The following is a 13,029-nucleotide window of genomic DNA, read 5'->3' as shown; positions in this document are numbered from 1 at the left end:
GTTGCTCTCCTCCTCATACTGTAGTTTTGAAAACCTTGCTGCATTTTATTAACCCGGCGACCATGCAAAAATCAATTGTCAATCTCGTCCGCCGGTAAAAGGATTGATTTCATGGGTAAGGTCACGACCTGCTTTTTGCTCTTCATGATGAATCCGTTTGCCAATCGCAATTTTATTCCATATGAGAGGAGCACAGACTGCTATCATAAAAACAATGAGCCAAAATAATTCCATATCACTCATTCCTTTCTCGATAATCATAAGAATTATAATAAAAGGATATATGACCGTATACGGAACAAACAAAGATCAGTTTCATAAAAATGGAAATTCAGTCTGCTTCGCAATACTTCCATTCGTCTTCCGGCATCTCATATTCATCCGAAGAAAAACGTTCCTCTTTGAAAGGATCAGCTATGTTATGGAATCCGTGATTCTCCCAGAATCCTCTCCGATCCTCTTTCATAAATTCAATCCCGCGAATCCATTTTGCACTTTTCCAGAAATAAAATTGCGGCACAATCAGACGCAGTGGCCATCCATGCTTGGCAGTAAGAGGTTTGCCATCATAATTCCAGGCAAGCAATACATCGTCTTTCATCAGTTCTTCCAGCGCTACATTGGTCTCGTAATCCGGATCAGCATGAATCATGACATACTGTGCTTCCGGTTTGATCTTCAACTGTTGAACCAGATCAGAGAATCGCACCCCTTCCCATGGCGTATCAAATTTGGACCAGCGCGTTACACAGTGAATATCGCTTATGGTACGGGTAATTGGCATCGCCTGAAGCTGTTCAAATGAAAAAGTATGTTCCTCTTCCACCTCTCCGAAAATTCGCAGATTCCATTGACTCAGATCATATTCAGGAACCTTGCCTTCATGCAGAATCGGAAAACTGTCGGTAAGTGTCTGACCTGGTGGCAGACGGCGCTGCAGCTCCTCATCCAGTAAGGGTTTATTGGGAATACGTGCATTTTTCAGACGTTCTGCTTTATTAGACTGCATTGAATTACCTCCTTCTTTCTAGTATGTTTTATATTAAACATTCGACAACCAAATAGAAAGGGTTTTGATAATGCTCTTTATTACCAAAAAGTTAGTGAATACTCCGGCTGAACCATATCGGCAGCCTGATATGGTTATTTGTTATGCCAAATCGCAAAGCCTCGCCTCTGTAACCAATCAGGCGGTATTGCTACTTAATACCAACAAACTTGTTATTATTTTTCTTACTCTATTTACATCCAAAACAGCCGCTGTATTTGAATTTGCCACAGCAGATGTACTCAATCAGAAGTATAACCCGAGCCTCGGACTTTCTTCGACATGGTCATTTGATGCTGGAGGACAGCACTGGCGCTTTCTAATCAATAAAGTTATTTTACCACTGGGTTCGATGCAGGCAGACTTTCTGGAATTTTTGCAGCAAAATATTGTAGAGTAGTAGCAGTATCTCCTTCAGAATTACTGGATAACGGATATGCAGTGAATTCCGCCAACTGCATTCATCCAGCTTTATTTAATATACTCTATCAAAGATACTAGACTTTTCGATCCAATTGCCGATATTGTATCGCTTCTGCAATATGTACCGCTTCAATTTGTTCTTTTTCTTCCAAATCTGCAATCGTGCGGGCAAGCTTGAGCACCCGGTCTCTCGCACGCATACTCATTCCCAGCTGTTCAAAAGCAGCTTCCAGCAACAAATTTGCATCAGCAGCCAGATGAGTATGTTCTCGCAGCCAGCGTCCGGATAACTGACTGTTCCACTGAATCCCGAGGCCCGCATATCGTTTCAGCTGGCGTTCATGAGTCCGATGTACAATGGCCCTCATACTGGCCGAATCATAACCATCTGGCTGAAAACCTTCAGACTGTTGCCAGTCACGCTCGCTAGGACGTGGCACTTCGATCTGCAGATCAATCCGGTCCAGTAGTGGCCCGGATATTTTGGCACGATAGCGGGCAATCTGAGCATCGCTGCATGTACATTGGTGTACAGGGTGCTGACTTCCCAGATAACCGCATGGACATGGATTCATAGAACCTGCAAGCAGGAAATTCGCCGGAAAAGTAAATACCGCTCTGGCACGGCTAATCTGTACTTCATGATCTTCCAGCGGCTGCCGCAGTACTTCAAGTACGGCTCTCGGGAACTCAGGCAGTTCATCAAGGAACAATATCCCCTGATGAGCCAGACTTACTTCACCGGGTTTGGGGATACTGCTTCCACCTATCAGACCGGGAACAGTAATACTGTGATGAGGAGAACGAAAAGGACGGGTAGTCACCAAACCTGTGGTACTGTCCTTGAACCTGCCAGCGACACTTAATATTTTGGTAACTTCCAAAGCTTCCTCTTCGGTTAATGCAGGCAAAATGGTAGGCAGACGCTTGATTAACATCGTTTTACCTGTCCCGGGAGGACCAAGCAGCAGAATATTATGCATTCCCGAAGCCGCAATCATAAGCGCACGTTTGACATGCTGCTGGCCGAATACATCAGCGTAATCTTCATGAGTAAGCGCTGTAGGCTGACGAAGCTGTTCCATATGAGAACGACTCAGCAATAGAGGTTCCAGATCGACCAGTTTACGTGGATCGGATTTCTTGATCGGTATTGATAATTCTGCGGAATACTTCTCTGTAGAGTGCTTTTTTGATTCTTTTCGCGGTAAGGTTAATTCTGAATTCTGGATTATGGAAGAATCTACGGAAGCAGATTCTGTAGTATCTTCAATTGTCTCTGCTCTCCCGGTAGTTACAGAAATATCAGCATGTCCAGTTTTTGTATCTTCTGATTTCATATCCATCATGGATGGAGGATTGGAAGATCTTTCATAATCCATTACAGCATTCTGGCTTGAAACCTGTTGTGTTACTTTTCTGACCTGTATCGGTGGTTGTCCAGGGACACCCATTTTAAATGTCTCCACTCCTGTCTGCACATCAGGCTTGTCTGAATGCTGATGGTGCAGCTCACTAAAGAGCTCATTCATATGTTTAATCCCGTATACACGTATACCCTCTACAAGTGATGCTTCCAAGGCATTATCTGCAGGCAGAATGACGGAGGTCAATCCATGCTGCCGTGCAGCGTCTACCATAGACAGAACACCAGGTACAGGACGAAGTGCACCATCCAGGGCAAGCTCACCAATAAGCAGCATTTTATCCTGCCCCGGGAAAATAATCTGATCACTCGTAGCAAGTATTCCCATCGCAATCGCCAGATCAAAAGCCGAACCTTCCTTTCTCAGGTCAGCTGGTGCCAGATTGATAGTGACCCGCTGAGACGGAAAAGTGAATCCACAATTCTTGATCGCTGACCTTACCCGTTCGACCGACTCTCTGATTGCAGAATCCGGCAAGCCAATAATCGATACCATCGGCAAACCATTGGAAAGGTCTGTCTCTACTTCTACCATCACGCCATGAATACCCTGAAGACAGGCACTGAATAATTTGCCATACATAACAAAAAACACCCTTTCTGTATACGTTTCTCTGTCAATTTGCAGAAATGTATTACAAATGGGTGCTTCCTCATTTTGTACTTTATTTTATGATTGATTACCTCTATATGATACCACTTGATACTCTATTTTCATTCTATTGTGAGCGGATATTGTAGGTTACCCCAACAAACCTAATTTATACCGATTCTTCAAAAAGCCTGGATAATGTGTTCCAGCTCGGTTACCTGGTAAGCCGAATTCATCTGGATACTAATAACATCATAACGAAATCGTTGGTGGTACTGATGTGTACAGTGTGCATATACTTCAGCAGTTTCGCGTATTTGCCGCTGCTTGCGCCAATCCACCGACTCCGCCGCAGTACCATGTGTTACTCCGCTGCGGCTACGTACTTCCACAATTATAATCATACCATCTATGGCAGCAATAATATCCAGTTCTCCACTGCGACAGCGCCAGTTTCTGGTAAGGATCTCGTAACCTTGCTGATCCAGATAATAAGCAGCTGTATCTTCTGCAATTCTGCCTTTGAACTTCCTGTCATCCTGTGGTTCATCCATAGATTTGTTATGGGCAATATGTGGCATCATAGATTTTGTATCGTTAACCGGTAAATCCGATTTATTCATTGCAATCACCAGATATCGAGACCGGACATTAAATTCTTGTCGGCCCGGTAAATAAAAGTCAGTATTTCGGCAACCAGATCGTACAGCTCTCCCGGAATTTGCTGATCCAGATCAAGCTTGGATAATACTTCAACCAGTGCAGCATCTTCCTGAATCGCTACGCCGGCTTCCTGAGCTTTTTCCAGAATAGTCTCGGCTACTCGTCCCCGTCCTTTGGCAACGACAATAGGAGCTTCGCCTTGAGATGGATCATATTTCAGGGCAACAGCACGCTTGCCTACAAACGAATTGTCTTTGGGATTATTCATATTTTCATATCCACCCCTTTGTATTCAGGCGGCGCATACTGATCCAGCAGACCCGAACCTGGAGCTGTCATACCATTAACTTCTCCAGCCGATCGTACAGGCAGACCTGCAAACTGTAGAGATAACAGTTGATATCCCAGTGAGCCAATAGCATCGGCTACTTCCTTCTTCTTACTTTCTATTAATGGGGCAAGCTGCTCCAGATCATTATGCACTTTAAGCGTAACAATTTTGTCGACAACATGTACATCCAGTAAGGTGGGACCCAGCATTTTCATATCCAGATCAAACCAAAGACGACAATTCGAGGCATCAAGCTCTCCTTTGGCTCCCCTGCGCGATTGAATCTGTACGGAAGCCGTCTCCTGCCCATCAGGTCCATTGAAAGGTACAAACATAGTCACCTGGGCAAAAGGAGCCGTACGATCCGTATTGAGCAGCAACTGCTGACCGGTAAGCTGTTGAATCAGCTGCTGGGCAGCATCCTTGAGTACTGGTGGCACATCATCCGCTGCTGTCAGCTGCAGCAGTAGACCTTTGAGTGTATCCTGCGCCTTGGCAAGTGTATCTTCAGCAGACTGGATAGCAGGCTGTGCAATTTGTGAAACATCCGGCTGTGTAATGTCGCTCGCTAACAGCATACGATCCTGTACATGCATAGTATGGGAATGCTGGGCAGATGTTGGAGCTGCTGGTACAGACGGACTATTCACAGTTGGCGATTGTGGTGCTGCCGGAGCATCCGGCAACTCCGGAATAGTTGGAGCTGTTGGGATCGGCGATTGAACATTGGCAGATGTAGTACCGGTTGGCAAAGGAGCTGCTGCATTCCCCATAGTACCTGGAATAGGTGAGCCCGTATTTACTGGCAAGGGTGAACGTCCTAGCTGCGCAGCATTCGCAGGCATATTGGAAGAGAGTGATGCTCCTCCCTGGGATTCTGTAGAAGCTGCTGTAGCTCCGGCAGTTAATGTGAGTGCTGCCCGTACAGTTTGTTGTTCATATTCTGCTCCAAGCAATTTCAGAATCTGACCTACCCATGGAGCAGTCTGGAGTTTGGCCTGTGTCGAAGTCGCTTGGGTTGGCATAGTACCGGTATGGGTGCCGGGCACTTCTGGCTCTGCTTTATTCTGAGTAACAGCAGATGTCTGAGGAACTGTCTCTGCTTCTCCCTCTGATAGTGCTGTCTGTGTACTTGCAGCCGCATTCTGTAAAGGCATATCCTGCTCTACAGTCTGAGGTACCAGACTATTAATCTGCTGCAATACATTTTGAAGTTTATTCAGTAGCACAGCCGTTGGATTACCTGCATTTGAAGCCTGGGCTGCTGTCTGAGTACCCAATCCCGTTGGTGCACTGTTTGTACCTGCATTATTGGATGCAGTCGACTGGGAAACAGACGAAGGCGCTGCTCCGCTTGGAGTCGAAGCTGGATTAGCTGCTGGTCCATTGCCTGTTGAAGCCTGTGGAAGAGTTCCACCTTTGAGCTGACTTTCGGCAGATTGAAGCAGCTGCTCCATATTGCCCAGCATTTCATGCAGAGGCGGACCAAAAAGAGCCTGATGCAGACCTGCGATGCTTTGACCGGTAACCGGCAGTCCTTTTTGTACGGCTACAGCGGCAGCCTGTACCCACTCGCCTACCGGCACAGAAGCAGGTTTTTGAGCGAGTGATGTCTGTATATTTTTTACGTTATCCGCGGTTAAAGGAATACCTGAAGTGCGCATCTGATTAATCATCGCACGATTATCCTTGGTATCCGGAAGGCTGAATGATTCCAGCAATTCGCCCATGGATGCGGCAGGTAATGGTGCAGTCTGGGTTCCTGCTACAGGCTTGAGAACAGGCATCCCATCTTTACCTGGAGGCTGAACCTGCAACATAGTCGTTTCTCCCTGCTGCAGCGGTGTTTCCAGTTTGGCACGTACTTTGACACCTTGAATCTGAATCACGGCTTCCTGTCCGTCATCCGATACACTGCTAACTATTCCACGGACCACCTGACCTTCCTTTAATTCCATTTGCTTGGCTTCCCCGGGCTTAACATCACCCATCATTCCACGGAATAGTGATCCGATATTCATTATCTGGCCTCCTGTCAATATTTTTAATATAACATTGAAGATCATCCGCTGGTGTTATGTATATACGCTCCGGACCGCTCTTCTGTATTATATTTATCGGCTTAATTCGGTATTCTGATAAGTCATTATCCTATATAAAGCCTATATAAAGATATATACAAAAAGAACCCGATCTCTATAAAAGATTCGGGTTCTTCCCTAGCCGTGTCTGCAATAATATATGCAACATCGTAACCGATTCACATCAGTAAATCAACTGTTTCCTGATGTGAAGTTCAAATCATTAAAAAAGAGTTGGCTGTTCCAACAGTAAGTTACCCAAAAAACTGCGACGATGCAGCGGCGTAACCCCGAGTTCAAGAATACGTTCCCGATGCAGCTTGGTCGCATATCCTTTGTGGCCTGCAATTCCATAACCCGGATACTGCTCTTCCCATTCCCCGGCACACAAGCGATCGCGTGTCACCTTTGCAATGATGGAAGCTGCTGCAATACTGTGGCTATTCGCATCCCCTTTGATAATACTCTGCTGGGGAATCGGCATATCTACCGTTTCTGCATCCACCAGAATATAATCGGGACTCAATGCGAGCTGCTCCAATGCCATTTTCATAGCGAGTCTTGCTGCCTGCCTGATATTAATCTCATCAATAATAGCTGCACTGACATGACCTACCCCTACAGCAAGCGCCTGCTCCATAATCTGTGTATAGAGCTGCTCTCTCTTTTTGTCGGTAAGCTTTTTGGAATCATTTACGCCCTCGATGATCAGTTCCTTGGGCATAATAACAGCTGCAGCTACCACATCACCAAACAGACATCCCCGACCTACTTCATCGACACCGGCAATATGTTCATAGCCCGCTGACCAGCATTCGCGCTCATAGTTCAACAGTTCAGACATGGCTTTGTCCTCCATTCATTTATGGAGTCTCCATAGAGATACGGCCCAATTTTCCGGCACGGAATTCGCGCAGGATGACTTTGGATGCTTTTTCCAGATCAACACGTCCGCCACTCATCAAACAGCCACGCTTACGGCCAATCTCTTCCATAATTTCCACGATATCATTCGGATTATCCAGATCCTGTGGCGGCTCTGACAGTTCAAAGCGTTCTGCGATATTTTTCCAGTAATATTCGCAAATATACTTCATGCCGTAATAAGCTACATCCTCCACATTAAGGATCTCTTCACGGATTGCCCCTGTTACTGCGAGACGATAACCAACTGTCTGATCTTCGAACTTGGGCCACAAAATCCCTGGTGTATCGAGAAGTTCCATCTCCGTACCGATTTTGATCCACTGCTGACCTTTGGTTACACCTGGACGATCACCGGTAGCAGCAATACTTTTACCAGCAAGCCGGTTGATCAGTGTTGATTTCCCTACGTTTGGAATACCAACGATCAATCCGCGCATAGGACGCTGATTCATCCCTTTGGCGGCACGTTTATCACGTTTTTCTTTGAGTAGCATCTTGGAACGTTCAGGAATTTCCTTGATTCCATATCCACTGGCTGCATCAAGAGGCAATACCTCGTGACCCTGCTTTTTAAAAAACTCTACCCATAACGAGGTTATTGCCGGATCGGCCAAATCTGCCTTATTCAAAATAATCATTCTCGGCTTGCCCTGCAAAATCTCGTCAATCATCGGGTTGCGGCTGGATAGCGGCAGACGCGCATCCACCAGCTCAATAACCATATCGATAAGCTTAAGCTTATCCTCGATCTGGCGTCTTGCTCTTGTCATATGTCCGGGAAACCATTGAATGGTCACAGGTTTTCCCCCTAACTTCGTAAATTAATTTTGTGCAGTTGGTGCATCCTGATCGATCCATTCCGCGTTACTCAGCGGCCAGAAGATCACGTCAGCACGTCCAATAATGTCTCCCAGCGGTACATAACCGATCATGCGGCTGTCCTGACTGTTAGAGCGGTTGTCACCCATTACGAATACATAACCAGCCGGCACTTTGCCGTCGGGTAGCTGTTCGGTCGGGAAGTTATTGATGTTATAATCGCTTCCCTGGGCATGTGCATTATCGATGGCAGCCTGAATATAGGGCTCGCTCATCACTTTTCCGTTCACTGTCAATGTATCTCCTTCAACCTTGACAGTGTCACCGCCAACAGCGATTACCCGTTTGATAAAATCACGGTGCTGGGACGGAACTTTGAGTACGACAACTTCACCCGGCTTTGGATCGCGAATGTCATACAGAATCTTATTAACAATAACCCGTTCGCCGGTATGGAAATTAGGCTGCATCGAAGGCCCATCCACAATAAAAGGCTCAAACAGGAACCAGCGGATCACGATCACCAGCAGCAGGGCTACAACGATCGCCTTGATCCATTCTTTGGCTTCGCTCTTCTTTTTGGGAGGAACGGCCGCTGTCTCGGAGGTACTGCCTCCAATTGTTGGTTCCTGAACGTCAGCAGACGATGCTGCTTCCGCTTGATTGTTGTTTTGTTTTGAGTCTTGCTCCATAGATATGCCTTCTTTCCTGGTTGAATTGGCGCTTTGTATATGTACCATCCGGTAACATACAGGGAAATTCCCGGATGTTGTTACCAAGTACCTATACGATATCCTCTATCTATTTTACACACAATTTTGCAAAAACCAAATTTTGAAATAAGCTATTTGTCAAGCATTACTCCTGTTTTTGCATGTTAGCCAGGCAGCCTTTGAAAATGATACAAAAAATCCCGTCTGCCGTCTTTTTGCAATTTGCACAACAAACACAGTACAACTACCAATGCAATAACGAATATCCTAATGCGCAAGCAATATCGTTGGAACATGGAAGAGGTCTGCATTTCTGCAAAATCGCTTGTTCAAGACGGTCTGGCGGAATGGTAACTTCCTTATAATCAAGCTGTAAATATACTGTAAAAACAAAGAAAAGGGCTTGTATGACCAAGCCCTTCTCTACCGTATTCTCTGTAAGGATTAACGGCGCAATTCTTTAATTCTCGCTGCTTTACCGCGCAGTTCACGAAGATAGTACAGCTTCGCACGACGCACTTTACCACGGCGAGCCACTTCGAGTTTATCAATTTTAGGAGAGTTTACTGGGAAAGTTCTTTCCACACCTACACCGTAAGAGATTTTACGAACTGTAAAAGTCTCACTGATGCCTCCACCTTGACGTTTAATTACTACACCTTCGAACAACTGAACGCGTTCGCGGGTTCCCTCAATTACCTTAACGTGTACTTTCAAAGTATCACCAGCACGGAAATTAGGAATATCCTTGCGCAGTTGATCTTGAGTAATCGCCTGAATGATATTCATCTATGACTCCCTCCTTCCACACAGATGTTCTTGCGACTCAGGAAGACCTTTTGTCTTCTCATCATTGTCTGCAGAGGACCACCAGATTCACACAACATTCGAATCATACCATATTTTCATGACTGCTGACAATACTTTTTTAAAGGATCGTCAGCTTTATTTTACACTCAGCCAAAACGTTCCTGCAGCAGCATCTTTTTCAGCTCATCCAGACGCTGAATCTCGTCACTGTAACGATTATAACCGATCCGATCATGCTCCTGTACATTCAAGCGGGCACTCTTTTTGTTATCCACCATTCGCTCTAGCAGCTTGATAACGGTATTACGACCTGCGTAATCGGCAATAAAATACTTCTTTCGTTCATCGGCATTGATGTAAAGCAAATATTTGAACTCGGGCAGTAATTGACCGATAATTTTGTCAGCATCTTGATCACTGAAATCCAGACGCAGTACAGACGCATACCCTTGACTGCGCAGATCACTGCCTAGCTGCTGTACCCATCCAGTTGGATTACCGGTTACCTCATTCGAACTCGACATTTTCCAGACTCCTATCCTTATAACCTTGCCAGTGGGATTACCGCATTAACTTCGGCAATAGCTGCTACCGGAAGACAGTATATTATAAAAGCATTTTGTTTATTGTAAAGAATGAATATCGATGTAGTATGTCTGGGCTTGAACCGACACAAGTAGATCATGTCCCACAAAGACATATCCCAGTGTCTTATTCTCCTTATTTACTTCCAGATAGACAGCAGGAGGATCATTGGCAATATCCTTATGGGCAGCAAGCCCAGATTTTTTGTCGGTACAATACATGGAGTCAAAACTCAAAAATTTAAACTCCGCTATACGATAACCCGAATCATTATATTGCTTATCAGGGATTTGTAACTCATCCTGCAGATTATATGCAGAAAGCCATTTAGCAATATCCGACTTTCTTATGTCTTCTCCCAAAAAGACCATAAACGATATTTTCAATCCATGTTCATCGTAACAAAACAGCGGATCACTACAGCTTTCCATTTCCCATGAAAAATCGACCTTTTGAAGTATGTTCATGACTGCACCAGCCTTGCTACCAATCATATGATTAAATGCAATTCGTTATTCTGCTGTTTTGGACTGACTTTCTTGCAATGCAAGCCAGCGGCGCTCTGCCTGTGTCAACTCTGCTTGTTCCAATAGATCGGGACGGCGCTCCAGGGTACGCAGCAGAGACTGTTCACGCCGCCATTTCTCTACATTGGCATGATGACCCGATAACAAAACATCAGGCACCTTCATCCCGCGAAATTCGGCCGGGCGCGTGTAATGGGGATATTCGAGCAGCCCCGTACTGAACGAATCGGTTACGGCACTGTTCTCGTTGCCCAGTACGCCCGGTAGCAGACGCACTACACTGTCTACAACAGTCATAGCCGGTATTTCGCCACCTGTCAGTACATAATCGCCAATAGAGAGTTCATCGGTAACGAGATGCTCCCGTATGCGCTCATCGTAGCCTTCATAATGTCCACAAATAAAGATCAGATGCTGCTCACGTGACAATTCTTCTGCTTTTTGCTGGGTGAATGTCTCCCCCTGTGGACACATCAGGATAATTCGTGGTTGTACAGACGAAGAGACCTGGCTGTCAACGGATAGAGGTATCTCTGTCTGATGCTCCACTGACTCTTCAGAGTATTGCTGTGAGGAGGCCAGCAGATCTTCTACCGCCGCAAAGATTGGATCGGGCTTCAATACCATTCCGCCTCCGCCCCCATAGGGGGTGTCGTCAACTGTGCCATGCTTGCTCGTGGAATATTTGCGAAAATTAACTGCATTCAGCTCCACTATGCCTTTGTCTGCCGCTTTACCAAGGATACTGGAACCGAATACCCCGGTGAACATTTCAGGGAATAAAGTCAGTACATCGATCTTCATCATTCCAGCAAACCTTCCATCACATGAATAGTGATCTTCTTGTCTTCTACATTAATATCCAGCACGACATCATGAATATAAGGAATCAAAATATCTTTGCCTTTCGCCGGCTTCACTACCCATACATCATTCGCCCCAGGAGTCAGAATCTCGGTAATTACGCCCAGTGACTGCCCTTCGTCAGTGATAACTTCACATCCTATAATCTCATGGAAATAGTACTCGTCTTCTTCCAGATCTACCGTATCGTTTTTGGATACTTTGAGTACCCAGCCTTTATATTTTTCCACTTCATTAATATTTCCAAATCCTTTGAAGCGGATGACATACATATTTTTTTGCAGACGGGAGGTTTGTACTTCGACCTGCTGACTGGCACCTGTTTCTTCATTGATCATTTGCAGTTTGTTACCCACTGCAAAACGTACTTCAGGGAAATCCGTATTCGGATATATTTTGAGTTCTCCGCGAATTCCGTGTGTGTTGACAATTTTGCCTACCATTAACCATTGTTCTGACATTTCGTTCTCCTTTGCGCTTACCAAGATATTGTTGTTATTATAACCTGCCTGATGCAGATAGAACTACAGCTTATTCGTGTCTCCATGTCTTCATTATTGCAAAAAATGTACGAAAAAAGGCTAGGATTCCTCCTAACCCTTTTTCGTATATTTTTAAGACATTATATCAACGGTAACCCGTTTATGTGTCTTAACTGCTGCAGAGGTAACAACGGTGCGAAGGGCCTTGGCGATACGTCCCTGCTTGCCGATAACTTTACCGGCATCGTCCGGATGGACGCTAAGTTCATATACGATCAAGTTATCCTTCTCCACCACGTTTACCGACACATCTTCCGGATGATCTACCAGAGCCTTAGCAATAACCATTACTAATTGTTCCATCGTTGACCCTCCATGTGCCCTGCTGGTTAAACCAGCCGCTGTCAGCTATTATTTTTGGTGTTTAAGCTCGTGAAATTTTTTCATCACGCCCGCTTTGCTAAGCAAGTTGCGAACAGTGTCAGAAGCTTGCGCTCCGTTTTGAAGCCATTTCAAAGCTTTTTCTTCATCAATTTTAGTTACAGATGGCTCTGCAACTGGGTTGTAAGTACCGATTTCTTCGATAAAACGTCCATCACGAGGAGAACGGGAATCGGAAACAACGATACGGTAGAAAGGCGCTTTGTGAGCACCGATACGTTTCAGACGAATGCGTACTGCCAAGAGAATTCACCTCCTTCAAATAATTCACACTTCTATTCAACAGCCAGGCTGCTA

Annotated in this window: 17 protein-coding genes; 1 reads left to right on the top strand and 16 read right to left on the bottom strand. The window is 45.3% G+C overall.

Annotated features, from left to right (window positions below; genetic code table 11):
- Positions 1-78: 78 nt before the first annotated feature.
- Entirely contained in the window at positions 79-261 is a 183-nt protein-coding gene (locus tag H065_RS27910; protein WP_238557959.1) for a hypothetical protein, read from the bottom strand.
- Between the two features lie 70 nt (positions 262-331).
- Positions 332-1,009: a sulfite oxidase-like oxidoreductase gene (locus H065_RS0113760; protein ID WP_017813657.1), complete on the bottom strand. Its 678-nt coding sequence runs from the start codon at positions 1,007-1,009 to the stop codon at positions 332-334.
- 94 nt (positions 1,010-1,103) lie between these two features.
- Between H065_RS0113760 and H065_RS0113755 the strand changes: the two genes are divergently transcribed.
- Positions 1,104-1,448, top strand: a complete 345-nt coding sequence (locus tag H065_RS0113755; RefSeq protein ID WP_238557958.1) for a hypothetical protein — start codon at positions 1,104-1,106, stop codon at positions 1,446-1,448.
- 97 nt (positions 1,449-1,545) lie between these two features.
- Here the strand turns inward: H065_RS0113755 and H065_RS0113750 are convergent, their stop codons facing one another.
- The 14 genes from H065_RS0113750 to rpsP form a co-directional block, all read right to left on the bottom strand.
- Entirely contained in the window at positions 1,546-3,480 is a 1,935-nt protein-coding gene (locus tag H065_RS0113750; RefSeq protein WP_017813655.1) for a YifB family Mg chelatase-like AAA ATPase, read from the bottom strand.
- A 191-nt stretch (positions 3,481-3,671) separates the two neighbouring features.
- Complete coding sequence (locus H065_RS0113745) at positions 3,672-4,073, bottom strand: YraN family protein (protein ID WP_238557957.1); 402 nt, start codon at positions 4,071-4,073, stop codon at positions 3,672-3,674.
- 44 nt (positions 4,074-4,117) lie between these two features.
- Complete coding sequence (locus H065_RS0113740) at positions 4,118-4,420, bottom strand: EscU/YscU/HrcU family type III secretion system export apparatus switch protein (protein WP_017813653.1); 303 nt, start codon at positions 4,418-4,420, stop codon at positions 4,118-4,120.
- Positions 4,417-6,504 carry a TP0910 N-terminal domain-containing protein gene (locus H065_RS0113735; RefSeq protein WP_017813652.1) on the bottom strand — a complete coding sequence of 696 codons (2,088 nt, stop codon included), beginning with the start codon at positions 6,502-6,504 and terminating at the stop codon, positions 4,417-4,419. The genes H065_RS0113740 and H065_RS0113735 overlap by 4 nt, the downstream gene beginning before the upstream one ends.
- Positions 6,505-6,787: 283 nt before the next feature.
- Entirely contained in the window at positions 6,788-7,408 is a 621-nt protein-coding gene (rnhB, locus tag H065_RS25965; protein WP_017813651.1) for a ribonuclease HII, read from the bottom strand.
- Between the two features lie 19 nt (positions 7,409-7,427).
- Positions 7,428-8,288, bottom strand: coding sequence for a ribosome biogenesis GTPase YlqF (ylqF, locus tag H065_RS0113725; RefSeq protein WP_017813650.1), 861 nt, complete (start codon positions 8,286-8,288; stop codon positions 7,428-7,430).
- Positions 8,289-8,312: 24 nt separating this feature from the next.
- Positions 8,313-9,002: a signal peptidase I gene (lepB, locus tag H065_RS0113720; RefSeq protein WP_017813649.1), complete on the bottom strand. Its 690-nt coding sequence runs from the start codon at positions 9,000-9,002 to the stop codon at positions 8,313-8,315.
- Between the two features lie 465 nt (positions 9,003-9,467).
- Positions 9,468-9,812 carry a 50S ribosomal protein L19 gene (rplS, locus tag H065_RS0113715; RefSeq protein WP_017813648.1) on the bottom strand — a complete coding sequence of 115 codons (345 nt, stop codon included), beginning with the start codon at positions 9,810-9,812 and terminating at the stop codon, positions 9,468-9,470.
- 167 nt (positions 9,813-9,979) lie between these two features.
- On the bottom strand, positions 9,980-10,357 hold the full coding sequence (locus H065_RS0113710) for a hypothetical protein (RefSeq protein ID WP_017813647.1): 378 nt from the start codon (positions 10,355-10,357) through the stop codon (positions 9,980-9,982).
- A 99-nt stretch (positions 10,358-10,456) separates the two neighbouring features.
- Positions 10,457-10,912 carry a hypothetical protein gene (locus H065_RS0113705; protein ID WP_017813646.1) on the bottom strand — a complete coding sequence of 152 codons (456 nt, stop codon included), beginning with the start codon at positions 10,910-10,912 and terminating at the stop codon, positions 10,457-10,459.
- 18 nt (positions 10,913-10,930) lie between these two features.
- Positions 10,931-11,749, bottom strand: a complete 819-nt coding sequence (gene trmD / locus H065_RS0113700) for a tRNA (guanosine(37)-N1)-methyltransferase TrmD (RefSeq protein WP_036630006.1) — start codon at positions 11,747-11,749, stop codon at positions 10,931-10,933.
- Positions 11,749-12,270, bottom strand: coding sequence for a ribosome maturation factor RimM (rimM, locus tag H065_RS0113695; protein WP_017813644.1), 522 nt, complete (start codon positions 12,268-12,270; stop codon positions 11,749-11,751). The genes trmD and rimM overlap by 1 nt, the downstream gene beginning before the upstream one ends.
- Positions 12,271-12,423: 153 nt before the next feature.
- Complete coding sequence (locus H065_RS0113690) at positions 12,424-12,654, bottom strand: KH domain-containing protein (protein ID WP_017813643.1); 231 nt, start codon at positions 12,652-12,654, stop codon at positions 12,424-12,426.
- A 48-nt stretch (positions 12,655-12,702) separates the two neighbouring features.
- Positions 12,703-12,975, bottom strand: a complete 273-nt coding sequence (gene rpsP / locus H065_RS0113685) for a 30S ribosomal protein S16 (RefSeq protein ID WP_017813642.1) — start codon at positions 12,973-12,975, stop codon at positions 12,703-12,705.
- Positions 12,976-13,029: the final 54 nt, after the last annotated feature.

Origin of the sequence: Paenibacillus shenyangensis (genome assembly GCF_000346635.1) — a bacterium.
Taxonomy (GTDB): domain Bacteria; phylum Bacillota; class Bacilli; order Paenibacillales; family Paenibacillaceae; genus Saccharibacillus; species Saccharibacillus dauci.
Note: the sequence above shows the minus strand (reverse complement) of the source record. Positions and strands in the feature narration are given on the sequence as shown.

Coding starts and splice junctions, on each gene's coding strand:
- H065_RS0113710 (WP_017813647.1), bottom strand. CDS start 10,357: ATGTCGAGTTCGAATGAGGTAACCGGTAATCCAACTGGATGGGTACAG.
- rimM (WP_017813644.1), bottom strand. CDS start 12,270: ATGTCAGAACAATGGTTAATGGTAGGCAAAATTGTCAACACACACGGA.
- trmD (WP_036630006.1), bottom strand. CDS start 11,749: ATGAAGATCGATGTACTGACTTTATTCCCTGAAATGTTCACCGGGGTA.
- rplS (WP_017813648.1), bottom strand. CDS start 9,812: ATGAATATCATTCAGGCGATTACTCAAGATCAACTGCGCAAGGATATT.
- H065_RS27910 (WP_238557959.1), bottom strand. CDS start 261: ATGATTATCGAGAAAGGAATGAGTGATATGGAATTATTTTGGCTCATT.
- H065_RS0113740 (WP_017813653.1), bottom strand. CDS start 4,420: ATGAATAATCCCAAAGACAATTCGTTTGTAGGCAAGCGTGCTGTTGCC.
- H065_RS0113690 (WP_017813643.1), bottom strand. CDS start 12,654: ATGGAACAATTAGTAATGGTTATTGCTAAGGCTCTGGTAGATCATCCG.
- H065_RS0113745 (WP_238557957.1), bottom strand. CDS start 4,073: ATGATGCCACATATTGCCCATAACAAATCTATGGATGAACCACAGGAT.
- H065_RS0113735 (WP_017813652.1), bottom strand. CDS start 6,504: ATGAATATCGGATCACTATTCCGTGGAATGATGGGTGATGTTAAGCCC.
- H065_RS0113760 (WP_017813657.1), bottom strand. CDS start 1,009: ATGCAGTCTAATAAAGCAGAACGTCTGAAAAATGCACGTATTCCCAAT.
- H065_RS0113705 (WP_017813646.1), bottom strand. CDS start 10,912: ATGATTGGTAGCAAGGCTGGTGCAGTCATGAACATACTTCAAAAGGTC.
- lepB (WP_017813649.1), bottom strand. CDS start 9,002: ATGGAGCAAGACTCAAAACAAAACAACAATCAAGCGGAAGCAGCATCG.
- H065_RS0113750 (WP_017813655.1), bottom strand. CDS start 3,480: ATGTATGGCAAATTATTCAGTGCCTGTCTTCAGGGTATTCATGGCGTG.
- rnhB (WP_017813651.1), bottom strand. CDS start 7,408: ATGTCTGAACTGTTGAACTATGAGCGCGAATGCTGGTCAGCGGGCTAT.